Annotated in this window: 16 protein-coding genes and 3 rRNA genes; 8 read left to right on the top strand and 11 right to left on the bottom strand. The window is 67.4% G+C overall.

What is annotated here, in order from left to right; translation table 11 throughout:
• Positions 1-6 precede the first annotated feature (6 nt).
• Together U9R90_RS32260 and U9R90_RS32255 are read left to right on the top strand one after the other, a co-directional pair.
• The gene (locus U9R90_RS32260; protein ID WP_411060581.1) at positions 7-579 is read left to right on the top strand and encodes a GNAT family N-acetyltransferase; all 573 of its coding nucleotides are present in this window, start codon (positions 7-9) and stop codon (positions 577-579) included.
• 29 nt (positions 580-608) lie between these two features.
• Positions 609-1,811, top strand: a complete 1,203-nt coding sequence (locus U9R90_RS32255; protein ID WP_411060579.1) for a winged helix-turn-helix domain-containing protein — start codon at positions 609-611, stop codon at positions 1,809-1,811.
• Here U9R90_RS32255 and U9R90_RS32250 read toward each other — a convergent pair.
• The 7 genes from U9R90_RS32250 to mtnA form a co-directional block, all read right to left on the bottom strand.
• Positions 1,804-2,550, bottom strand: coding sequence for a response regulator (locus tag U9R90_RS32250; RefSeq protein WP_411060577.1), 747 nt, complete (start codon positions 2,548-2,550; stop codon positions 1,804-1,806). The two genes, U9R90_RS32255 and U9R90_RS32250, sit on opposite strands and share 8 nt — an antisense overlap.
• Positions 2,551-2,756: 206 nt before the next feature.
• Positions 2,757-3,455 (bottom strand): ribosome hibernation-promoting factor, HPF/YfiA family, encoded by a 699-nt coding sequence (hpf, locus tag U9R90_RS32245; protein ID WP_411060576.1) that lies wholly within the window; start codon positions 3,453-3,455, stop codon positions 2,757-2,759.
• Between the two features lie 326 nt (positions 3,456-3,781).
• Positions 3,782-4,513 (bottom strand): ComF family protein, encoded by a 732-nt coding sequence (locus tag U9R90_RS32240; RefSeq protein ID WP_411060574.1) that lies wholly within the window; start codon positions 4,511-4,513, stop codon positions 3,782-3,784.
• An 80-nt stretch (positions 4,514-4,593) separates the two neighbouring features.
• Positions 4,594-6,333 (bottom strand): LpqB family beta-propeller domain-containing protein, encoded by a 1,740-nt coding sequence (locus tag U9R90_RS32235; RefSeq protein WP_411060572.1) that lies wholly within the window; start codon positions 6,331-6,333, stop codon positions 4,594-4,596.
• Between the two features lie 91 nt (positions 6,334-6,424).
• Positions 6,425-8,533 carry an MtrAB system histidine kinase MtrB gene (gene mtrB / locus U9R90_RS32230; RefSeq protein ID WP_411060570.1) on the bottom strand — a complete coding sequence of 703 codons (2,109 nt, stop codon included), beginning with the start codon at positions 8,531-8,533 and terminating at the stop codon, positions 6,425-6,427.
• A gap of 1 nt (position 8,534) precedes the next feature.
• Positions 8,535-9,224: a two-component system response regulator MtrA gene (gene mtrA / locus U9R90_RS32225; protein ID WP_015659998.1), complete on the bottom strand. Its 690-nt coding sequence runs from the start codon at positions 9,222-9,224 to the stop codon at positions 8,535-8,537.
• A 4-nt stretch (positions 9,225-9,228) separates the two neighbouring features.
• Positions 9,229-10,383, bottom strand: a complete 1,155-nt coding sequence (gene mtnA / locus U9R90_RS32220) for an S-methyl-5-thioribose-1-phosphate isomerase (RefSeq protein WP_411060568.1) — start codon at positions 10,381-10,383, stop codon at positions 9,229-9,231.
• A 140-nt stretch (positions 10,384-10,523) separates the two neighbouring features.
• Here mtnA and U9R90_RS32215 point away from each other — a divergent pair, with 140 nt between their 5' ends.
• From U9R90_RS32215 to U9R90_RS32195, 5 genes are read left to right on the top strand one after another with little or no spacing between them, the layout of a single operon-like run.
• Positions 10,524-11,804, top strand: coding sequence for a glycerophosphoryl diester phosphodiesterase membrane domain-containing protein (locus tag U9R90_RS32215; RefSeq protein WP_411060567.1), 1,281 nt, complete (start codon positions 10,524-10,526; stop codon positions 11,802-11,804).
• Between the two features lie 4 nt (positions 11,805-11,808).
• Positions 11,809-12,501 carry a DUF4129 domain-containing protein gene (locus U9R90_RS32210; RefSeq protein WP_411060565.1) on the top strand — a complete coding sequence of 231 codons (693 nt, stop codon included), beginning with the start codon at positions 11,809-11,811 and terminating at the stop codon, positions 12,499-12,501.
• Positions 12,498-13,682, top strand: coding sequence for a DUF4350 domain-containing protein (locus U9R90_RS32205; protein WP_411060563.1), 1,185 nt, complete (start codon positions 12,498-12,500; stop codon positions 13,680-13,682). Before U9R90_RS32210 ends, U9R90_RS32205 begins: the two co-directional genes overlap by 4 nt.
• Positions 13,679-14,662 (top strand): AAA family ATPase, encoded by a 984-nt coding sequence (locus U9R90_RS32200; protein ID WP_411060561.1) that lies wholly within the window; start codon positions 13,679-13,681, stop codon positions 14,660-14,662. The genes U9R90_RS32205 and U9R90_RS32200 overlap by 4 nt, the downstream gene beginning before the upstream one ends.
• A gap of 11 nt (positions 14,663-14,673) precedes the next feature.
• Positions 14,674-15,984, top strand: coding sequence for a DUF58 domain-containing protein (locus U9R90_RS32195; RefSeq protein ID WP_411060559.1), 1,311 nt, complete (start codon positions 14,674-14,676; stop codon positions 15,982-15,984).
• 94 nt (positions 15,985-16,078) lie between these two features.
• Here the strand turns inward: U9R90_RS32195 and rrf are convergent.
• The 4 genes from rrf to U9R90_RS32175 all read right to left on the bottom strand — a co-directional run bounded on the left by rrf (position 16,079) and on the right by U9R90_RS32175 (position 22,831).
• A 5S ribosomal RNA gene (rrf, locus tag U9R90_RS32190) occupies positions 16,079-16,195 on the bottom strand.
• 89 nt (positions 16,196-16,284) lie between these two features.
• Positions 16,285-19,408, bottom strand: a 23S ribosomal RNA gene (locus tag U9R90_RS32185).
• A gap of 303 nt (positions 19,409-19,711) precedes the next feature.
• Positions 19,712-21,238, bottom strand: a 16S ribosomal RNA gene (locus U9R90_RS32180).
• Together the 16S, 23S and 5S rRNA genes form the textbook arrangement of a ribosomal RNA operon.
• Positions 21,239-21,823: 585 nt before the next feature.
• Positions 21,824-22,831 (bottom strand): stage II sporulation protein M, encoded by a 1,008-nt coding sequence (locus tag U9R90_RS32175; protein ID WP_411060557.1) that lies wholly within the window; start codon positions 22,829-22,831, stop codon positions 21,824-21,826.
• A gap of 88 nt (positions 22,832-22,919) precedes the next feature.
• Here U9R90_RS32175 and U9R90_RS32170 point away from each other — a divergent pair.
• On the top strand, positions 22,920-23,705 hold a 786-nt coding region (locus tag U9R90_RS32170; protein WP_411060555.1), incomplete at its 3' end, for an RDD family protein.

Raw genomic sequence — 23,705 nt, 5'->3', positions numbered from 1 at the left:
CGGCCGATGGAGCCCCGCACCCTCACCACCGAGCGCCTGCTGCTGTACCCCCTGTCTGCCGATGACACCGACGAGGTCCACGCCGCCGCCCAGGACCCCGACATCCAGCGCTGGATTCCGATTCCCTCGCCGTACGAGCGCCGGCACGCGGAGGATTTCCTCCAGCGGGCGGTGCCCGGCGGCTGGCGCGAGGACACCACGTACACCTTCGGTGTACGTCCACGCGACGGCGGCCCGCGGCTCGCCACGGCCAACCTCCACCACCCGCAGTCCGGCACCTGGGAGGTCGGCTTCTGGACGGCCAAGCAGCACCGAGGCTGCGGCTATATGACCGAGACCGTGCTGGCCATGGCCCGCTGGGCGTTCACCGAGCTGAGCTGCGACCGCCTGGAGTGGCGCGCCGATGTGGGCAACACGAGCTCGCGCGCCGTCGCCGAGAAGGCCGGGTTCACGATCGAGGGAGTGCTGCGCTCCGGCTCGCTCAACAAGGGTGTCCGGCGCGACTGCTGGATCGGCTCGCTGCTGCCGTCCGACCTCGGACTGCCCTCCGCGCAGGCCTATCTACCCTCGCGCGACTGATTGTCAGTGGCGGGCCCTACGGTACGAACATGACCTCCGCGCCCGCTCCCGAAGTCGAACTCTCCGCCGCCGACGCCCGCCGGATCGCCCTGCGCGCCCAGGGGTTCCTGGGCGCCCCCGACCGCAGGGCGGGCGTCCGGGGCGTGCTGCGCCACCTGGGCGCCGTGCAGCTCGACACCATCTCGGTACTGGCCCGCTCGCACGAACTGATCCCGTACGCACGCCTGGGCGCCGTGGGCCGCAAGACGGTGGAGCAGGCGTACTGGACGGCAGCGCCTCCCGGCACGTCTCCGGCACGCCCCCACGCCTTCGAGTACTGGTCGCACGCGGCGTGCATCCTGCCCATCGAGGAGTGGCCGCACTTCGCGTTCCGCCGCCGTGCCTACCGCACCCGCCCCCAGTGGCACCACGACCTGCCGGACGGCGCGTACGACCAGGTGATCAAGCAGCTGCGCGCCGAGGGACCGCTCACCGCCACGGAGCTGGGCGGCGCGAAGAACGGCGGCGAGTGGTGGGACTGGTCGGGCTCCAAGGTCGCCGTCGAGCGCGCGCTGATGTACGGCGAGGTGGTGTGCACCGAGCGGCGCGGCTGGAAGCGGGTGTACGACCTCGCCGAGCGCGCCATCCCCGACGACGTGCTGCACGACGACCTGGACGACGCGGAGTGCCTGCGCCGCCTGGTCCGGCTCGCCGGGCAGTCACTCGGGGTGGGGACCCGCGCGGACATCGCGGACTACCACCGGCTCAGGGCCGAGCAGTTCGACGCGGTCGTCGCGGACTCCGGTCTGGTGCCGGTGACGGTCGAGGGCTGGTCCAAACCGGCCTGGGCCGACCCCGCCGCCCTGTCGGAGCCGCCCCGCGGCCGCCACCGTACGACGCTGCTCTCGCCCTTCGACTCCCTGATCTGGGAACGGGCCCGCACCGAGCGGCTCTTCGGCTTCACGCACCGCCTGGAGGCCTATGTGCCCAAGCCCAAGCGGGTGTACGGGTACTTCGCGATGCCGCTGCTGTCCGGGGGCCAGTTGCTCGGGCGGGTCGACCCGGCCCGCGAGGGCAGCACCCTGGTGGCCCGGCACGCGTCGCTGGACACCCCGAAGGCCGTGCAGCCCATGGCCACGGCGCTGGCGGAGGCGGCGAGCTGGGTCGGCTGCACCAGCGTGCGGGTCGAGCGGGTCACTCCCGCGGAGCTGCACGCGCCGCTCGCCTCGGCCTGCGCGACGGCCGTCATCTGATCTCGAGGATCTTCTCCCGCATCGCGTAGACCACGGCCTCCATCCTGGAGTGCAGCTGCAGCTTCTCCAGGATGTTGCGTACGTGGTTCTTCACGGTGTTCTCGGAGATGAACAACTCCTTGGCGATGTCCCGGTTGTTCATCCCGGTGGCGACGAGCTTGAGCACTTCGAGCTCCCGGTCGGTCAGCCGGGGCGCGGGCACCAGGCGACGCTCGTCCGTCCGCTGGATCATGGACTTGAACTCGGTCAGCAGCTTGGACGCCATCGAGGGGCTGATCTGCGACTGGCCGTCGGCCACCGCCCGGATCGCGGTAGCCACCTCGTCCGTGGAGATCTCCTTCAGGAGGTACCCGGTGGCGCCCGCCTTGATCGCGTCGTAGAGGTCGGCCTCCTCGTCGCTGATCGTCAACATGATGATCTTGGCGCTGGGGGCCACCTCCTTGATGGAGGTGCAGGCCTCGATACCGCCCCGCTTGGGCATCCGTACATCCATCAGCACGATGTCGGGCAGCAGGTCGGCGGCCTTGTCGACGGCCTCAGCGCCGTCGCCCGCCTCCCCGACGACCTGGATGTCCTCCTCCTGTGCCAGGACGATCTCCAGGCCTCGGCGGAAGAGGGCATGGTCGTCCACCACAAGGACCCTGATGGGCTCCTTGCGCGCGGCGCCCGCGTCCGCGCCGATGCCGACGACGCCGTCGTCGGCATCCTCGTCACGCAGCGGTCCGAAACTGTCCGCCATCGTTCCTCCCCCTGAAGGCCGTGGCCTGTGGTCAACTGCCGCGCCAACCCACTGCGAGGGCACATGGGTTGGCCTGCGGGGCCATGATTTCATGCCCGGGCGACAACGCGGCGCGCGCGGCGGTGGCACGGGGGTGCCCCTGGGGGCGCGGGACGCGCTCCAGGGGCACCGTGCACGGCTTCAGAGCCTGTTCTCGAAGAACGGCATCAGCCGCCGAGCGCACCACCGGGCCCGGTCGACTCCGCCGTCTCGGCCACCACCATGGGGTCCGTGGTGAGGTGGAGGACGCCGTAGTCGTAGGCGTGGCGCCGATAGACGACGCTGGGTTCCTTGGTCTCGGAGTCGACGAACAGATAGAAGTCGTGCCCGACCAGCTCCATCTCGTAGAGCGCCTGGTCGAGCGACATGGGGGCTGCGACATGGGTCTTCTCGCGCACTACGAGCGGCCCATCGCCCTGGACCTCGAGAGAGCCGATCTTCTTGACCGGGACACTCTCGGAGTCGTCGTCACCGCCCAGCGCGCCGTTGCCGTTGAGGTACGCGACACCTGGGACACGGTCGGCGACCTCGGCGGCCGATAGCCGGCCCGTGCCGCGTCGGCTGGCGCGCTTGCTGTGCTGCTTACGCAGCCGTGCCTCCAGCTTTTCGTGGGCCAGGTCGAGCGCCGCATACGGGTCACTGGCCGAGGCTTCCGCGCGGATCACCGGACCACGCGAGCGGAGCGTGATCTCCACTCGGTCGGAACGGTCGGCCTGACGCGGGTTCGGCTCCTTGGACACCTCGACGTCGAGGCTGATCACCTTGCCATCGAGCTTCTGGATCTTGTCCAGCTTCAGCTTCTCGGCCACGTGCTTGCGGAACCGCTCGGGCACCTCTGTCTTGTGGCCCTTGACGACGATGTCCACGCAGAACTCCGTTCCCGGATCACTCCGCACCACGGGCGGAGCATCTCCCTCTTGCACCAGACTCCGGATAGTCCCGGAGCCTTCGGACTCGGTGACTTCCACCTCCTCCTCCCCCGTGAACAAGATCTCCACCCCACCGGCTCGGGTGATTGCGGAAAACCCGCGTACAGCCCGAGGCACGGCATTCCGATATGCGAGGGACAGCGTCCGCCATTCCTCACAACCGAACATATCTCGCCCTGACGGATGTCGTCACCCTCTACCGGGTCCGACCTCCATTCAAGTGCTTCGACATCCTCACTACCTGCAACGATGCAAGTTCCCAGTCAGTTCCGGTTTATTTCGAAAGAATCCGGCGATGCTGCCACCACAGCGGCCTTCGTTCGACTCATTCCACCGGGTCCCCGAAGTTCTTCCAGGCCTGTGGCACGCAATGCCCGTGCTCCTTCACTCAGCGAAGCGCCTGTCGTCATCAGATCGTCCACCAGCACCACCCGGCGCCCGGCCAGCAGCCGCCCGCCGCCCGCCACCACCTCCAGCGCGCCGGTGAGATTCACCAGCCGCTGCCGCGCGCTCAGCCCCGACTGGTCGGCCACCGGGCGCCGTTGACGCAGCACCGGGAGTATCCGGGCCGGCAGGCCCGTGCGCCGCAGCTCCCGCGCGGCCGCCAGCGCGATCCGCCGCGTCGGGTCATGGCCGCGCGCGGCCACGGCACGCCGTGCCGACGGCACGGGCACCAGGACCAGCGGCCCGTCCGGCCCACCTCCTTGCAGCCCGGCACGCACCGCGCCTGCCAGCGCGGCACCCAGTGCCTCCGCGAGCCCGAGCGCGCCCCGCTCCTTGTGCGCGAGCAGCACGGCTCGCACCGCGTCCTCGTAGCGGGCGGCGGCGTGCACCAGAGGAAGACCGGGCGGCTCGGGCACCGGCCGCACCCGCCGCGGCGCGGCACCGCACAGGGCCGTACGACAGGATGCGCACAGCGCCATACGAGGCCTCCCGCAGCCTCCGCAGTCGGCCGGCAGTACCAGGTCGGCGAAATCTCTCCACCACCCCCGCATGGCTCTACTGTGCCCATACGGACGGCGCCCCCGCCACCCCTGTGGAAAACTCAACGGGAGTGGCCCCGCGTGAGAGCTGGTCAGCCCGGATACACCGGTGCCGAGCCGTCCTTGACCACGGTGCGCCAGTTGGCCCCCGGTGGCAGCCGCACAATGCCGTCCTCGGAGCTGGCGACCAGCGGCAGCCGGTCGTCCTCGGACGCCGCGATGCCGGTGACCGCGGTCAGCCCTGGCAGGGCCGTTCCCGACGACACCGAGCCGTCGCTGTGCACATAGCGAAGCTGCTGCACTCCGCCGGACTCCTTGCCCGCCACCACCAGTCGGCTGCCGCCCGCCCAGGACATGGCGGTGACCTCCTCCATCCGCGGTGCGGTCTTGCGGAGTTTGCGGACCGCCACCTCGGGCTGCTCGGCCGTGCCCTCGCGCTCGACCCGCCCGATCCGCAGCGCGGTCTTGCCGTCCTTCTCGACCAGCAGGGCCACCCGCACGCCGTCCGCCGAGACCCGCACCGACGTGATGCGGCCTCCCTCGAGACCGGAGACCTTCACCTCGACGGGGTCCCCCTCGCCCTGCCCCAGCCACAGCAGTCGCGGGTTGTCGGGGTCCCGGTCGGCGACCCACAGATCGCCCCGGCCGTCCCAACTGGGGGCCGTCAGCCGGTTGTCCGGCTCCCCCTTGCCCTCACTGCGCACCTTGGTCGGCTCCAGCGCCGCACCGGGCAGCAGCGAACCGACGAAGAGCAGCTGCCCGCCTGCGGACACCCCGGCCGCGCGGTCCTCGTCGCGCGACACCGCGGCCGTACGCAGCTTCTGCTCACCGCTGCCCAGCGCGCCCGGCACCGGCTCCATGCTGCCCTTGGTCTTGGGCAGGCGCACCAGCCGGTGTTCGGCGTCGATGAAGTACTGGTAGCCGGGCGAGTCCACGGTGCGGTGCGGTGCGATGGCGTCGGCGTCGTCGGCGTTCAGGACGCACAACGTGTCTCCGTTCGCCTTCTCGAGCTCCACCTGCTCGACGCCCGAGGAGATCACGCCCTTCAGGGTGAAGAACAGCTGTGCGGCCATCCGTGAGCACTGGCTGGTGCTGACCCGGTCGGCCCGCTCGTTCAGGGGAACCCGCAGCCGGTTCTGGTCGTCCGGCGCGAGCGCCTTGGTGCCCTTCTTCAGCCTCGTGTCGGTGGGGAACCGCGACACCACCACCGGATCCAGCCAGTCGGTCGGCCCCTTGAGCAGCGACTTGACCGTCTCGGTCACCGGGTCCGACCAGCGGCGCACATAGACCGGGTCGGCGACCAGCCGCGGTTCCTGCGCTTCGGCGCCGTCGGACGAGGACCGCGAGGCGAAGTAGTACTTGTTGACGGCATGGTGGGACCGCTGGAAGTCCGACTCGCCGAGCACGACTCCCGCGGGCAGCCGGTCGATGCGCCACTGCCCGTCCTTCCGCTGGGTCAGATGCACGGTCTCGGTGTACGCACCCTCCTCCGGCTGGTAGGCGTGCTGCTCGTTCACCGTGGCGACCCTGCGGCCGCTCAGCGCGTATGTGTAGCCGCCGCCGTCGCTGTCGCGGCTGGTCCGCTCGGTGTCCGCGTTCGGCCCGTCGGCGAGCACTGTGGTCGACAGGTCGGGCTGCCAGACCTGTCGCGCTTTCTTGGTCAGATACTTACGCGCCATCGAATACTTCGGGTCATCGCTGGTCAGAGCCTCAAGGAAGCCCTCAACGATCTCCGAGGGCGGGGCGTTCTTGCGGGGTGGCTTCGCGAACACCCGCACCTGCGGCTGCTTCGGTGATGCCTCGACCGGCCCCACGCCCCCGTTGTCGGGCATCGACGCGCACCCGGCCAGCAGAATCACGCCGGAGCCGAGGAGTGCCCCTGTGCGCAGCGGGCGGAGTCGAAGCCGGCCAGGTCGGCCTCGATCAGCGCCCACGGCTGCGCTCCCCTTCGCTTTCCCTGTCTCTGTCCTTGTCACTGCCACTGTCCGGGCCGCTTCGTTCGTCGGCCGCATGGTGGTCCGGTACGTCCGACCCGCCCCCGTCCACGGCGCGGCCACCCGTTGGCGTGGGACGCGGGACAACCCGCGCACCGCTGCCGGGCAGCGCCGTGGGGTCGGCCGACGGCGACGCGGACCGGGCAGGGGATCCCGGCAGTACGGGCGACGGCACCCGCTCCTGCGCGGCCTGGGCCGGCACCGTGGCGCGCTTGCTCACTCCGGCGAGCGGGAGCCCGGCGTCGTTCAGTCCGCGGTTGCGGCGTGAGTCCTCGGGTTCCAGCGGTATCGGCGAGCCGCGCAGCGCCTCGTCCGCCGTGCGGGGCAGCGTCAGCCGGAACTGCGAGCCGCCGCCCGGCTCACCCCACGCCTGCAGCCAGCCGCCGTGCAGCCGTGCGTCCTCCAGGGCGATGGACAGCCCGAGGCCGGTGCCTCCGGTGGTACGCGCGCGTGCCGGGTCGGCCCGCCAGAAGCGATTGAACACCCGGGTCGCCTCACCCGGCTTGAGCCCCACGCCGTAGTCGCGCACCGCGACCGCCACGGCGCCGCCCGCCGACGCGAGATGCACCACCACGTCCTTGCCATCGCCGTGCTCCACGGCGTTGACGACCAGATTGCGCAGGACCCGCTCCACACGCCGGGCGTCCGCCTCCGCGACCACCGGCTGCTGGTCCCCGACGATCCGGATACGGCTGCCCTTGCGCTCGGCCAGCGGGGCCGCGCCGCCGACCACCCGGCGTACGACCTCGCGCAGGTCTATCGCGTCGGCCTCCAGCGCCGCCGCGCCCGCGTCGAACCGGCTGATCTCCAGCAGATCGGCGAGCAGCGACTCGAAACGGTCCAGCTGGTCGGCGAGCAGCTCGGCGGAGCGCGCGGTCACCGGATCGAAGTCGACGCGTGCCTCGTGGATGACGTCGGCCGCCATCCGCACGGTGGTGAGTGGCGTACGCAACTCGTGCGACACGTCCGAGACGAACCGCCGCTGCATCCGGGAGAGGTCCTCCAGCTGCTGGATCTTGAGCTGGAGGTTCTGCGCCATCTTGTTGAAGGCCTCGCCGAGCCGCGCGATGTCGTCCTCGCCGGTGACCTTCATACGTTCCTGGAGGCGCCCGGCGGACAATCGCTCGGCGATCCCGGCCGCCATCCGGACCGGCGTGACGATCTGGCGTACGACCAGCCAGGCGATCGCCCCGAGCAGCACCACGACGAACAGGCCTGCGGTGGCCAGCGTCCCCTTGACCAGGCTGAGCGACTTCTCCTCCTGCGTCAGCGGGAAGAGGTAGTAGAGCTGGTACGAGTCGCCGTTGACGTCACTCAGCCGAGTGCCGATGACCAGCCCGGCCTCCGACGGCTGGGAGTCGCTGTACACGATCTTCGAAAAGCGCTGGTACGAGCCGCGGTTCCGGTCGACGTGCTCACGCAGCTCCTCCGGCACACTCTGTTCCGTCGGGAACGGCGGCCCCGAGGAACGCGGCGCCCGCCTGCTGCCTACGGCACCCTCGCCACCAGAGCTCAGCGCCATCACATGGAACGCGCTCTGCCCGCCGCTGGAGAGCTGTTCGACCAGGTCGGAGAGCCACACGGTCGGGTTCGCCTGTGCGACACCGCCGTCCGACGACGCCCCGTCCTGCCCTCCACCGCCGCCCGGGCGGTCGGCCTTGGCCTTGTCCCTGGCCACCGTGAAACCACCCTGGGCCTGGATCTGGGAGGCCTTCTCCTTGGCGTCGAGCAGGCCGTTGCGCACCTGCCCGATGACGACGAAGCCGAGCAGCAGCACCACACCGAGTGACATCAGCAGCGTGCCGGCGACCACCCGCAGCTGGATGTTGCGCCGCCACAGACGCATGACCGGCAGCAGCGGGCGCCGCACCCAGCGGGTGAAGAGCCGCAGCACCGGGCTGCCCTGCACCTCGTCCTGAAAGCGCAGGCCGCCGTCGAGGAGCCGCCCGAACCGGGCGGTGCGCCCGGACGGGCCCACCAGCCGCTCCGGACGCTTCCCCGGCTCCCCAGGAGCCGCAGCGGCCCTGTCCCGGGACATGTCAGCTCGGTCCGGCCTTGTAACCGACGCCACGGACGGTCACCACGATCTCGGGCCGCTCAGGGTCCTTCTCGACCTTCGAGCGCAGTCGCTGGACGTGCACGTTGACCAGCCGCGTGTCGGCCGCGTGCCGGTAGCCCCACACCTGCTCGAGCAGCACTTCGCGGGTGAACACCTGCCACGGCTTGCGGGCCAGCGCGACCAGCAGATCGAACTCGAGCGGGGTCAGCGCGATCGACTGCCCGTCCCGCTTCACCGAGTGTCCGGCGACATCGATGACCAGGTCACCTATGGCCAGCTGCTCCGGCGCTGGCTCCTCCGACCTGCGCAGCCGCGCACGGATACGGGCGACCAGCTCCTTCGGCTTGAACGGCTTGACGATGTAGTCATCGGCACCCGACTCGAGTCCGACCACCACATCCACGGTGTCACTCTTGGCGGTCAGCATGACAATCGGCACACCGGACTCCGCCCTGATCAGGCGGCACACCTCGATGCCGTCCCTACCGGGCAGCATCAGATCCAGCAGCACCAGATCCGGCTTGGTCTCCCGAAAGGCAGCCAGCGCCTTGTCGCCGTCCGCTACGAACGACGGCTCAAAACCCTCACCACGCAGCACAATCCCGAGCATCTCGGCCAGTGCGGTGTCGTCGTCGACGACAAGGACTCGTCCCTTCATAAACGACATCATCCCATTAGCTAATCGTTACCTGGCGTGACCTGGCACACAGCTCGGCAAGCGCCTCAGCTGTCACGGGCGAAACAACGCCCTCTTCGGTGACGATTGCCGTCACCAACTCGGGCGGTGTCACATCGAACGCGGGGTTGTAGGCCTGCGTTCCCAGCGGGGCCACCGGCACCCCGCCGGCCGCGTCCGCTCCGGCTCCCGCCACCGGAAAATGCGGCGCCATGAGCTCTGTCACTTCATGACCGGCCCGCTGCTCGACCTCGATCGCCGCACCGTCGGGCGTATCCGGGTCCACCGTCGTCACGGGCGCGACCACGATGAACGGCACATGGTGGTACCTGGCCAGCACGGCGAGCGGATAGCTCCCCACCTTGTTGGCCACCGAACCATCGGCGACGATACGGTCCGCGCCGATCAGTACAGCATCCACCTCTCCCGCCGCGAACAGCGACCCGGCCGCGTTGTCCGTCAGGAGCGTGTACGCCATACCGCTGCGCGCCGCCTCGTACGCGGTCAGCCGCGCCCCCTGCAGCAGTGGCCGCGTCTCATCCACCCACAGCCGCCGCAACCGCCCGGCCCGGTGCGCCTCAAGCGCCACCGCGAACGCCGTCCCCTCACCTCCGGACACCAGCGCCCCGCTGTTGCAGTGCGTCAGCAGCCGATGGTTGCCGCCGGGCAGCAGCTCGTCGAGCAGCGCCAGCCCGCGCCGCGCCATCTGCCGACTCGCCGCGGCGTCCTCCCGGTGCAGTGCCTTGGCCTCCACCAGCGCCGCCACGGCCGCCTGCCGCTGGTCCGCGCCACCCGCGACCGCCGACCGGTACGCCGCATGGGCCCTGCGCACGCCATGCCCGAGATTCACGGCAGTGGGCCTGGCGGTGGCCAACGACCCCGCGGCCTCGTCCACGTCGAAGCCCCGTACGGCGGCGAGCGCGACGCCGTACGCCCCGGCGATGCCAAGGAGAGGCGCCCCCCGCACAGCGAGGGTCTGGATCGCCTGCACCAGCGCAGGCGGGTCCGTACACACCAGCTCGACTTCCTCGGCGGGGAGCCTCCGCTGGTCGAGGAGGACCAGTACCGGCCCCTCCGGTAGCTCGTCCCAGCGGATGGAAGCAACCTTCTGCCGTCCACCGCCATCAGGGGATTGCGTGTGCTGATCAGCCATCCGCCCAGTCTGCCCCCTACCTGACGGACAATTGAAGGTGCGCAGCCCATGCAGCGCCCGGTCCGCGGGCAGGCGCACCGTGACACGATGGCCCCCCACCTGCCGCCGCGACCGCGGTCGGGCACCAAGAAGGAGCGACGATGAACGACTCTCCGGGCTGGGCCTCGCCCGGATCTGCCCCCTCCGACGGACCTGACGAAGGTGCGCCCCCCACCGGGCCCGCCGACCAGGACAGCGGTCCGCCGTCGAAGTGGTCCAAGGAGCAGCCTCCGGCCGCCTCCTGGACCGCCCCCGGCACACCCGGAGCCGACGGCCCATCGTCGTCCCAGGGCCCTGGCCAGGGCGCACCGGGCAACTGGGGCGGAGCGGGCGCCCCGCCCGGACATCCCTACGGTGGCTGGGATGGCAGCGGCTGGGGCGGACGACCGGCCGTGGCCAAGCCGGGAGTGATCCCCCTGCGCCCCCTCGGCGTCGGCGAGATCCTCGACGGCGCGGTGTCGACCATGCGCGCGCACTGGCGCACGGTCCTCGGTATCTCGCTGGGCGTGGCCGCCACCACGCAGATCCTGATCATCCTGATGCAGGGGCTGGTACTCAGCAAGGGCGGCAGCACGGACGCCCTCAACGACCCCGACGCGACCGCCGACGAACTGGCCAGCGCCTTCGGCAACAGCCTGCTGGACTCCACCGCCGTCCTGCTGGTCACGCTGCTCGGCAGCTTCGTCGTAACCGCGCTGCTCACCATGGTCACCAGCCGCGCCGTACTCGGTAAGTCGGTGACCACCGCCGAAGCCTGGCGGGACGCCCGGCCCCAGCTGCCTCGTCTGCTCGGCCTGACCTTCCTGCTCCCGCTGCTCGCGACGGCAGCCGTCGCGGTGGGCGCGCTGCCGGGCGTGCTGCTGATGAGCGCTGGCTCCCTGGACGGCGGTGGGCTCCTCGCCATCTTCGGCGGGGTGGCCGGACTCGTCGTCGCCGTCTGGCTGCTGGTCCGCTTCTCGCTGTCGCCCCCGGCGCTGATGCTGGAGAAGCAGAGCGTGCGCAAGTCCCTGAGCCGCTCGGCCAAACTGGTCCGCGGTTCGTGGTGGCGGGTCTTCGGCATCCAAGTGCTCGCCGTGATCATCGTCAATGTCGTGGTGGGGATCATCCTGATCCCGTTCAGCCTGCTGGCCGTGGCGCTCAGCGGCGACAGTGTCAGCGGCTTCCTCGCCAGCGACCTGACCAACGTCGGCTGGACGTTCCTGATCATCACCGGGATCGGCTCCGTGATCGGCTCCACGCTCACCTTCCCGATCACCGCGGGCGTCACCGTGCTCCTCTACATCGACCTGCGGATTCGCCGCGAAGCGCTCGACCTCGAGCTGGCCCGCGCAGCCGGTGTCGAGGGCTACGGCCCCAACTCCGGAACCGCCACGGGGAGCTGATGCGGTGACCGTGGCGGGGGAGATCCGCAGGGCGGCCCCCGGGCTGCCGCACACCGGCGACGAGCCACCGGTGACGGTTCCGCGCGTCCCGGCGCGCGAGGCCGCCGAGGACGAGCTGTCCAAGCCGATGTACCACGAGAACGACCCGAGCCTCCTCCAGCGTGCCCTGGACCGCTTCTGGGAGTGGGTCGGTGACCTGTTCAACACCGCCGCCGGGGCCACACCAGGGGGCGGGCTCGGTGTGTTCGTCATCGTGCTGCTGGTCGTCCTGCTCCTCGCGGCCCTGTGGTGGCGGCTCGGCACCCCACGGCGTGCCCCGTCCACGTCCTCCTCCGCCCTCTTCGACGACCGCCCGCGCAGCGCCGCCGAACACCGCGCGGCCGCGGAAGCACACGCCGCCGCACACCACTGGAGCCATGCGGTACAGGAACGCATGCGGGCCGTCGTCAGCTCCCTGGAAGAGCGCGCCCTGCTCGATCCACGCCCCGGCCGCACCGCCGACGAGGCCGCTGCCGAGGCCGGGCTGACCCTGCCCGCCCACGCCGACCGACTGCGCTCGGCCGCCCGGGAGTTCGACGGCGTCACATACGGCGGCCGCAGCGCTGACGAGCAGACATACCTCCGCCTGACCACACTCGACAACGACCTCGAACGCACCCGGCCCGCCCTCAGCCCGGCCCAAGGGGCCGCCGAATGACCGGGCCCGCCCTCCCGTCCACCTCCCTGTCCCGCACCCCTCGCCAGGTGTGGACCCGCACCCGAGGCCTGCTGCTCGCCTTCGTGATCCTGCTGGCCGCCGGGATCACCATCGCCGTCGTACGCTCCGGCGAACAGCACGGCCACCTCGACCCGCGCTCCGCCGACCCCTACGGCAGTCGCGCCGTGTCCGAACTCCTCGCCGACCGCGGCGTGACCACCCGTGTGGTGACCACGACCGACGCGGCCAAGGCCGCCGCCGGACCCGGCACCACCCTCCTGGTGACCACCCCCGACCTGCTCACCGACCGCCAGCAGTCCGTACTCCACTCGGCGACAAGGCAGTCGGGTGGCCGCACCGTCCTGCTCGCCCCTGGCCCGACCTCGGTCGGCACGCTCGCACCCGGCGTACGGGCCGAGACCGCCCGCTCCGCCTCCACGCTGCGCCCCGGCTGCCAACTGCCCGAGGCGCTCCGGGCAGGCGATGCCGCCACTGGCGGCGACTTCGCCTACGCCTCCACCGCCCCCGGCTCCGACGCCTGCTACCCCAGCGACGGTCTGCCAACTCTGCTGCGCCTCCCCACCGCCGACGGCGACACCGTGCTCATCGGGGCCCCGGACATCCTCTACAACACCAACCTGGACGAGCAGGGCAACGCCTCGCTCGCTCTCCAACTCCTCGGTTCCCGCCCTCATCTGGTCTGGTACCTCCCCTCGCTCGGCGACCCCGTGGCCACCGATGGCGGCGACCACACCTTCTTCGACCTGATCCCTTCCGGCTGGCGCTGGGGAGCGCTACAGCTCACCATCGCCGCGGCGCTCGCCGCCCTCTGGCGCGCCCGCCGCCTCGGTCCGCTGGTGGCCGAACGCCTCCCCGTCGCCGTCCGTGCGTCCGAGGCCATGGAAGGCAGAGCCCGCCTCTACCGCCAGGCCAACGCCCGCGACCGCGCATCCGCCGCGCTCCGCTCGGCGACCCGCACCCGTCTCGCTCCCCTCCTCGGCGTACCCCCTGCCCGAGCTCACCTGCCGGAGGTCCTGCTGCCCGCCCTGTCAGCCCAACTCCCCGACACCACCGTGGACCTGCACTCCCTCCTCTTCGGACAGCCGCCTTCCGACGACGCCGCCCTCATCGCCCTCGCCGACCAACTCGACGCCCTCGAAAGAGAGGTACGCACCTCATGAGCGCCCCGATCGCAGACACCGCCGGGACCGCGGACGACGCCCGCTCCTCCCTGGAAGCCCTGCGTTCCGAGATCGCGAAGGCCGTGGTCGGCCAGGACCCAGCCGTCACCGGGCTCGTGGTAGCCCTGCTCTGCCGCGGCCACGTCCTGCTGGAGGGCGTCCCCGGCGTCGCCAAGACGCTCCTGGTCCGTGCCCTCTCCACGGCCCTGGAACTCGACATCAAGCGCGTCCAGTTCACCCCTGACCTGATGCCGAGCGACGTGACAGGATCCCTCGTCTACGACGCCCGCACCGCCGAGTTCTCCTTCCAGCCGGGCCCCGTCTTCACCAACCTCCTACTCGCGGACGAAATCAACCGCACCCCACCCAAGACCCAGTCCTCCCTCCTCGAAGCGATGGAGGAACGACAGGTCACCGTCGACGGCACCCCCCGCTCGCTTCCCGAGCCCTTCCTCGTGGCCGCGACACAGAACCCCGTTGAATACGAGGGCACTTACCCCCTCCCCGAAGCACAGCTCGACCGCTTCCTCCTCAAGCTCAACGTCCCCCTCCCTTCCCGTCAGGACGAGATCTCCGTCCTGACCCGCCACGCCGAGGGCTTCGACCCGCGCAACCTCCAGGCTGCCGGGGTGCGCCCGGTCGCCGGTCCCGCCGACCTCGAAGCCGCCCGCGCCGCCGTCGCCAAGACCTCGGTCTCCCCCGAGATCACCGGCTATGTCGTCGATATCTGCCGCGCCACCCGCGAATCACCATCCCTCACACTCGGGGTCTCACCCCGTGGTGCCACCGCGCTGCTCGCCACAGCCCGCGCCTGGGCCTGGCTCACCGGCCGCGACTACGTCATCCCCGACGACGTCAAAGCCCTTGCCCTGCCCGCTCTGCGGCACCGCGTCCAACTCCGCCCTGAGGCCGAGATGGAGGGCGTCACCCCCGACTCCGTCATCAACGCGATCCTCGCCAACGTCCCCGTACCCCGCTGATCCGAGGACCCATGGCACTCACCGGACGCACCGCTCTCCTCGCGGCTATCGGCACGCTCCCCGTCGGCATTCTGGAACCCAGCTGGACCGGGGTCCTTGCCGTCAACACTCCCCTCGCACTCGCAATGATGTGCGACTACGCCCTAGCCGCGCCAGTAAAAACGCTACGGTTCACCCGTTCCGGTGATACATCTGTTCGACTTGGTGACACCGCGGATGTCCACCTCACCCTCACCAATCCCTCCCGCCGTCCACTGCGCGCCCAACTCCGCGACGCCTGGCCGCCGAGCAGCTGGATCGCAGGCACCGAGACCGCCGCATCCCGGCACCGGGTGACGGTCCCGGCCGGCGAACGCCGCCGCATCACCACCCGGCTGCGCCCCACCCGACGCGGCGACCGCCAGGCCGAGCGCATCACCATCCGCTCCTACGGCCCGCTCGGTCTCATCTCCCGGCAGGGCAGCCACACAGCCCCCTGGACGGTCCGAGTTCTGCCGCCCTTCCACAGCCGCAAGCACCTGCCGTCAAAACTCGCACGACTACGCGAACTCGACGGCCGCACCAGTGTGCTGACCCGCGGCGAAGGCACCGAGTTCGACAGCCTCCGTGACTACGTTCCCGGCGACGACACTCGCTCCATCGACTGGCGTGCCACGGCCCGGCAGTCCACCGTCGCCGTACGCACCTGGCGCCCTGAACGTGACCGCCACATCCTCATCGTCCTCGACACCGGCCGCACCTCAGCTGGCCGAGTCGGCGACACTCCCCGCCTCGATGCGTCCATGGACGCCGCTCTCCTACTCGCGGCGCTCGCCTCCCGGGCCGGAGACCGCGTGGACCTCCTGGCGTACGACCGCCGCATCCGCGCCCTCGTCCAGGGACGTGCGGCGGGCGATGTGCTGCCCTCACTCGTCAACGCACTGGCCTCGCTGGAACCTGAGCTCGTCGAAACAGACTCCCGAGGGCTGACAGCGACCGTCCTGCACACGGCCCCTCGCGAGTCGTTGATCGTCCTGCTCACCAGTCTTGACGCGGCCCCCATCGAAGAGGGCCTCCTGCCGGTGCTCCCCCAGCTCACGAAGCGTCATACGGTTCTCGTCGCCTCGGTAGCCGATCCGCAGATCGAGCGGATGGCGTTGGCCCGCGGAACGACCGACGCGGTCTACGAAGCGGCAGCAGCCGCTCAGGCTCAGACAGAACGCCGACGCACCGCCGAACAGCTCATCCGCCATGGCGCCACCGTCGTCGACGCGCCTCCAGAGAACCTGGCGCCAGCTCTGGCCGATGCCTACCTCGCCCTCAAGGCCGCCGGCCGCCTCTGAGGAGGACAGACAGTGTCAAGGAAGTAGGGAAAGCATCGTGAACGCAGAAAACCCCCGTACCGGACCGGTACGGGGGTTTCCTCTATCAAATTTAGTTCGGCGGCGTCCTACTCTCCCACAGGGTCCCCCCTGCAGTACCATCGGCGCTGTAAGGCTTAGCTTCCGGGTTCGGAATGTAACCGGGCGTTTCCCTCACGCTATGACCACCGAAACACTATGAAACTGTCAACCGCACCACGCTCTGTGACAAACGTGGGGTTGTTCGTGGTTTCAGAACCAACACAGTGGACGCGAGCAACTGAGGACAAGCCCTCGGCCTATTAGTACCAGTCACCTCCACCCGTTACCGGGCTTCCAGATCTGGCCTATCAACCCAGTCGTCTACTGGGAGCCTTAACCCCTCATGGGGGTGGGAGTCCTCATCTCGAAGCAGGCTTCCCGCTTAGATGCTTTCAGCGGTTATCCTTTCCGAACGTAGCCAACCAGCCATGCCCTTGGCAGGACAACTGGCACACCAGAGGTTCGTCCGTCCCGGTCCTCTCGTACTAGGGACAGCCCTTCTCAAGACTCCTACGCGCACAGCGGATAGGGACCGAACTGTCTCACGACGTTCTAAACCCAGCTCGCGTACCGCTTTAATGGGCGAACAGCCCAACCCTTGGGACCGACTCCAGCCCCAGGATGCGACGAGCCGACATCGAGGTGCCAAACCATCCCGTCGATATGGACTCTTGGGGAAGATCAGCCTGTTATCCCCGGGGTACCTTTTATCCGTTGAGCGACGGCGCTTCCACAAGCCACCGCCGGATCACTAGTCCCGACTTTCGTCCCTGCTCGACCCGTCGGTCTCACAGTCAAGCTCCCTTGTGCACTTACACTCAACACCTGATTGCCAACCAGGCTGAGGGAACCTTTGGGCGCCTCCGTTACTCTTTGGGAGGCAACCGCCCCAGTTAAACTACCCATCAGACACTGTCCCTGATCCGGATCACGGACCCAGGTTAGACATCCAGCACGACCAGAGTGGTATTTCAACGACGACTCCACAACCACTGGCGTGGCCGCTTCAAAGTCTCCCACCTATCCTACACAAGCCGAACCGAACACCAATATCAAACTGTAGTAAAGGTCCCGGGGTCTTTCCGTCCTGCTGCGCGAAACGAGCATCTTTACTCGTAGTGCAATTTCACCGGGCCTATGGTTGAGACAGTCGAGAAGTCGTTACGCCATTCGTGCAGGTCGGAACTTACCCGACAAGGAATTTCGCTACCTTAGGATGGTTATAGTTACCACCGCCGTTTACTGGCGCTTAAGTTCTCAGCTTCGCACACCCGAAAGTGCACTAACCGGTCCCCTTAACGTTCCAGCACCGGGCAGGCGTCAGTCCGTATACATCGCCTTACGGCTTCGCACGGACCTGTGTTTTTAGTAAACAGTCGCTTCTCGCTGGTCTCTGCGGCCACCCCCAGCTCAGACAGTAAATGTCATCACCAGTGATGGCCCCCCTTCTCCCGAAGTTACGGGGGCATTTTGCCGAGTTCCTTAACCATAGTTCACCCGAACGCCTCGGTATTCTCTACCTGACCACCTGAGTCGGTTTAGGGTACGGGCCGCCATGAAACTCGCTAGAGGCTTTTCTCGACAGCATAGGATCATCCACTTCACCACAATCGGCTCGGCATCAGGTCTCACCCTTAACGTCATCCGGATTTACCTAGATGACGGGCTACACCCTTACCCCGGGACAACCACCGCCCGGGCTGGACTACCTTCCTGCGTCACCCCATCACTTACCTACTACAGATCTGGATCAGCGGCTCCACCACTTTCCTTTCCCCGAAGGGTCCGGAACGGCTTCACGGCCTTAGCATCGTCTGATTCGATACTGGGCGCTTCATAGCGGGTACCGGAATATCAACCGGTTATCCATCGACTACGCCTGTCGGCCTCGCCTTAGGTCCCGACTTACCCTGGGCAGATCAGCTTGACCCAGGAACCCTTAGTCAATCGGCGCACACGTTTCTCACGTGTGTATCGCTACTCATGCCTGCATTCTCACTCGTGAACCGTCCACAACTCGCTTCCGCGGCTGCTTCACCCGGCACACGACGCTCCCCTACCCATCACAGTCCCCGTTAGGGGTATGTACTGCAATGACACGACTTCGGCGGTACGCTTGAGCCCCGCTACATTGTCGGCGCGGAATCACTTGACCAGTGAGCTATTACGCACTCTTTCAAGGGTGGCTGCTTCTAAGCCAACCTCCTGGTTGTCTCTGCGACTCCACATCCTTTCCCACTTAGCGTACGCTTAGGGGCCTTAGTCGATGCTCTGGGCTGTTTCCCTCTCGACCATGGAGCTTATCCCCCACAGTCTCACTGCCGCGCTCTCACTTACCGGCATTCGGAGTTTGGCTAAGGTCAGTAACCCGGTAGGGCCCATCGCCTATCCAGTGCTCTACCTCCGGCAAGAAACACACGACGCTGCACCTAAATGCATTTCGGGGAGAACCAGCTATCACGGAGTTTGATTGGCCTTTCACCCCTAACCACAGGTCATCCCCCAGGTTTTCAACCCTGGTGGGTTCGGTCCTCCACGAAGTCTTACCTCCGCTTCAACCTGCCCATGGCTAGATCACTCCGCTTCGGGTCTAGAGCGTGCAACTCAAACGCCCTATTCGGACTCGCTTTCGCTACGGCTTCCCCACACGGGTTAACCTCGCTACACACCGCTAACTCGCAGGCTCATTCTTCAAAAGGCACGCAGTCACGACGCACCGAGTAAACTCGATGCGCGACGCTCCCACGGCTTGTAGGCACACGGTTTCAGGTACTATTTCACTCCGCTCCCGCGGTACTTTTCACCATTCCCTCACGGTACTATCCGCTATCGGTCACCAGGGAATATTTAGGCTTAACGGGTGGTCCCGCCAGATTCACACGGGATTTCTCGGGCCCCGTGCTACTTGGGTGGTTCTCAAACGAGCCGTTGATGTTTCGACTACGGGGGTCTTACCCTCTACGCCGGGCCTTTCGCATGCCCTTCGCCTACACCAACGGTTTCTGACTCGCCGACCGGCCGGCAGACCGGTCAAGAGAACTCCCACGACCCCGCACACGCAACCCCTGCCGGGTCTCACACGTATACGGTTTAGCCTCATCCAGTTTCGCTCGCCACTACTCCCGGAATCACGGTTGTTTTCTCTTCCTGCGGGTACTGAGATGTTTCACTTCCCCGCGTTCCCTCCACACTGCCTATGTGTTCAGCAGCGGGTGACAGCCCATGACGACTGCCGGGTTTCCCCATTCGGAAACCCCCGGATCAAAGCCTGGTTGACGACTCCCCGGGGACTATCGTGGCCTCCCACGTCCTTCATCGGTTCCTGGTGCCAAGGCATCCACCGTGCGCCCTTAAAAACTTGGCCACAGATGCTCGCGTCCACTGTGCAGTTCTCAAACAACGACCAACCACCCATCACCCCCGGACCACATCCGGAGTGCACTGGGGTCGGCACTGAAGGCAGCCAGATCGGCCGTACCTTCAGATACCCAACAGCGTGCCCGACACGTCCAGTTGAGACTCTGCGTTCCACGCCGAAGCAGTACTAGCAGTCCTCATCCTGACCGTGCCGAGTAGTCAACGTTCCACCCATGAGCAACCAGCATCAGACATTCGCTGATGTACTGGCCTCTGACCAAGCCGAAGCTCGGTAAGAAGTGCTCCTTAGAAAGGAGGTGATCCAGCCGCACCTTCCGGTACGGCTACCTTGTTACGACTTCGTCCCAATCGCTGGTCCCACCTTCGACAGCTCCCTCCCACAAGGGGTTGGGCCACCGGCTTCGGGTGTTACCGACTTTCGTGACGTGACGGGCGGTGTGTACAAGGCCCGGGAACGTATTCACCGCAGCAATGCTGATCTGCGATTACTAGCGACTCCGACTTCATGGGGTCGAGTTGCAGACCCCAATCCGAACTGAGACCGGCTTTTTGAGATTCGCTCCACCTCGCGGTATCGCAGCTCATTGTACCGGCCATTGTAGCACGTGTGCAGCCCAAGACATAAGGGGCATGATGACTTGACGTCGTCCCCACCTTCCTCCGAGTTGACCCCGGCGGTCTCCCGTGAGTCCCCAACCCTCCGAAGAGGTTGCTGGCAACACGGGACAAGGGTTGCGCTCGTTGCGGGACTTAACCCAACATCTCACGACACGAGCTGACGACAGCCATGCACCACCTGTACACCGACCACAAGGGGGGCACTATCTCTAGTGCTTTCCGGTGTATGTCAAGCCTTGGTAAGGTTCTTCGCGTTGCGTCGAATTAAGCCACATGCTCCGCCGCTTGTGCGGGCCCCCGTCAATTCCTTTGAGTTTTAGCCTTGCGGCCGTACTCCCCAGGCGGGGCACTTAATGCGTTAGCTGCGGCACGGACGACGTGGAATGTCGCCCACACCTAGTGCCCACCGTTTACGGCGTGGACTACCAGGGTATCTAATCCTGTTCGCTCCCCACGCTTTCGCTCCTCAGCGTCAGTATCGGCCCAGAGATCCGCCTTCGCCACCGGTGTTCCTCCTGATATCTGCGCATTTCACCGCTACACCAGGAATTCCGATCTCCCCTACCGAACTCTAGCCTGCCCGTATCGACTGCAGACCCGGGGTTAAGCCCCGGGCTTTCACAACCGACGTGACAAGCCGCCTACGAGCTCTTTACGCCCAATAATTCCGGACAACGCTTGCGCCCTACGTATTACCGCGGCTGCTGGCACGTAGTTAGCCGGCGCTTCTTCTGCAGGTACCGTCACTTTCGCTTCTTCCCTGCTGAAAGAGGTTTACAACCCGAAGGCCGTCATCCCTCACGCGGCGTCGCTGCATCAGGCTTTCGCCCATTGTGCAATATTCCCCACTGCTGCCTCCCGTAGGAGTCTGGGCCGTGTCTCAGTCCCAGTGTGGCCGGTCGCCCTCTCAGGCCGGCTACCCGTCGTCGCCTTGGTAGGCCATCACCCCACCAACAAGCTGATAGGCCGCGGGCTCATCCTTCACCGCCGGAGCTTTCCACACACAGACCATGCGGTCGTGTGTCGTATCCGGTATTAGACCCCGTTTCCAGGGCTTGTCCCAGAGTGAAGGGCAGATTGCCCACGTGTTACTCACCCGTTCGCCACTAATCCACCCCGAAGGGCTTCATCGTTCGACTTGCATGTGTTAAGCACGCCGCCAGCGTTCGTCCTGAGCCAGGATCAAACTCTCCGTGAATGTTTTCCCGTAATCGGGAGAGACACCACGAGAGCGGAACCACAAGGAGGAATAGTCCCTGCGGTTCACAGCGTCCTCGCTGTGTTGCCTGCCCGTCTAAGCGACCGGCAGGACTTTTTCAAAGGAACCTCGCCCCAGCAGATGCTGGAGACGGGGTATCAACATATCTGGCGTTGACTTTTGGCACGCTGTTGAGTTCTCAAGGAACGGACGCTTCCTTTGTACTCACCCAGTTTCCTGGGCTTTCCTCCGGGCGCTTCCCTTCGGTCTTGCGTTTCCGACTCTATCAGACTCTTTCGTGTCCGATTTCCTCGGTGCCTTTCAGGTTTCCGCTTTCGCGTTTCCCTTTCCGGCGAGTCCGACTTTATCAGAAGTTTTTCGCCGGTCTGACCGGCTTCAAAGGCTCTGAATGAGTCGAGTGGCTTCTCGGGAAATTGAATTTCCGGAAGCAGGTAGATAGTAGCTGGTTGCGGTCGAACTGTCTAGCTCTAGGCAACTGTTTGAATCTACCTCCCAGCGCCAGCTGTGTCAACAGCTTTTGCGGGGCGAAGAGGACAGTAGCAGGTCAGGCGGGTCCTACGCACATCACGCCGCGGTCGGGAGTGCCGCGCTGCGGTCCGGTGCGGCCACGTCGCCGGTCTCGCCTGCTCGGGCTGCTCGTCCGCCCAGTACATAGACGTAGAGGAGGAACAGGAGTTCCGCGGTGATGCCGATGCCGACGCGGGTCCAGGTGGGGAGGCCGGACGGGGTGACGAAGCCTTCGATGACGCCCGACACGAAGAGGACCAGGGCGAGGCCGATCGCCATGCCCAGGGCCGCGCGACCCTCCTCGGCGAGGGCTGTGCGGCGGGGGCGCGGGCCCGGATCGATGAGGGTCCAGCCGAGGCGCAGGCCTGTTCCCGCGGCTACGAAGACGGCGGTGAGTTCCAGCAGGCCGTGTGGGAGGACGAGACCCAGGAAGATGTCGAGGCGGCCTGCTGAGGACATGAGGCCGATGCCGACGCCCAGGTTGAGCATGTTCTGGAGAAGGATCCAGATGACAGGGAGGCCCAGGAAGGCACCCAGGACCAGGCACAGGGCGGCGGCCTGGGCGTTGTTCGTCCATACCTGGGCCGCGAAGGACGCGGCGGGGTTGCTCGAGTAGTACGTCTCGTACTGGCCGCCGGGTCGGGTGAGCTCGCGGAGTTCGGCGGGGGCCGCGATCGCGGACTGGACTTCGGGGTGGGTGCTGATCCACCAGCCGATGAGGACGGCGACCAGGGTCGACAGGAGAGCGGTGGGCACCCACCAGCGGCGGGTGCGGTACATCGCGGCGGGAAAGCTGGCCGTGAGGAAGTGTGTGGCGTCACGCCAGCTTGCTCGGCGAGTGCCCGTGACGGCGCTACGCGCGCGTGCCACGAGTTGTGTGAGGCGGCCGGTCAGCTGGGGGTCGGGAGCACTGGACTGGATCAGGGAGAGGTGGGTGGCAGTGCGTTGGTAGAGCACGACGAGTTCGTCGGCTTCGGCGCCGGTGAGGCGGCGTTGGCGGCGCAGCAGAGCGTCCAAACGGTCCCACTCGGCACGGTGGGCGGACACGAAGACATCGAGGTCCATCAGGCTGCTGCTCCTCGTACTGCGGCGCGATGCGCACTCAGCTTGGCAGACTGGTCGTTCCAGGGGCAGGGCAGGAAGGACCGCGGCTGTGAGTGAGCATGTGACAGGTGAGGCGGTAGCCCTCGAACTGCGTGCGGCGAAGCTGCCGAGCCGTGCGCTGGCTGTCCTGATAGATCTCACCGCGGCCATGGCCGCGTACATCGCGCTGTACATCACGCTGATCGCCGCGACGGCGTCGTTGGACGATGCGGCGGCCGCGGCCATCGCGGTGTCCACGTTCCTTCTCGTGCTGGTGGGTGCGCCGATCGCGGTCGAGACGCTGAGTCACGGGCGGTCGCTGGGGAAGCTGGCCTGCGGGCTGCGGGTGGTACGGGACGACGGCGGGCCGATTCGCTTCCGGCATGCGCTGGTGCGCGGGGCGATGGGGGTGATCGAGATCCTGGGGACGTTCGGGGTCGTCGCCTGTGTCGCTTCGCTGGTGTCGGCGCGTGGCAGGCGGCTCGGGGATGTGTTCGCGGGGACGCTGGTCATACGGGAGCGGGTGCCTGCGGGTCGGACGCCGTACGTTCCTGCGCCGCCGCCTTGGCTGGTGGGGCGGTTCTCCGGGCTCGATCTGTCCGGGGTGCCGGATGGGCTGTGGCTGGCGATACGCCAGTACCTGACGCGGATGGGGCAGCTGGACCCGCAGGTCGGCTGGGCGATGGCGGAACGGCTCGCCAGTGATCTCGCGGCCTGTACGGGGGCTCCAGCTCCGGAGGGGGTGCCGCCGACGGAGTACTTGGCGGCTGTGGTGAACGAGCGGCAGACGCGGGATGCCCGGCGTGTCTTCGGACCCGGGTCAGCGGGGGCGGGGACGGGAGCGGGGGCGGTTCCG

Source organism: Streptomyces sp. E11-3 (genome assembly GCF_046540415.1).
Taxonomy (GTDB): domain Bacteria; phylum Actinomycetota; class Actinomycetes; order Streptomycetales; family Streptomycetaceae; genus Streptomyces.
This window is presented reverse-complemented; position numbering and strand designations above follow the sequence as displayed.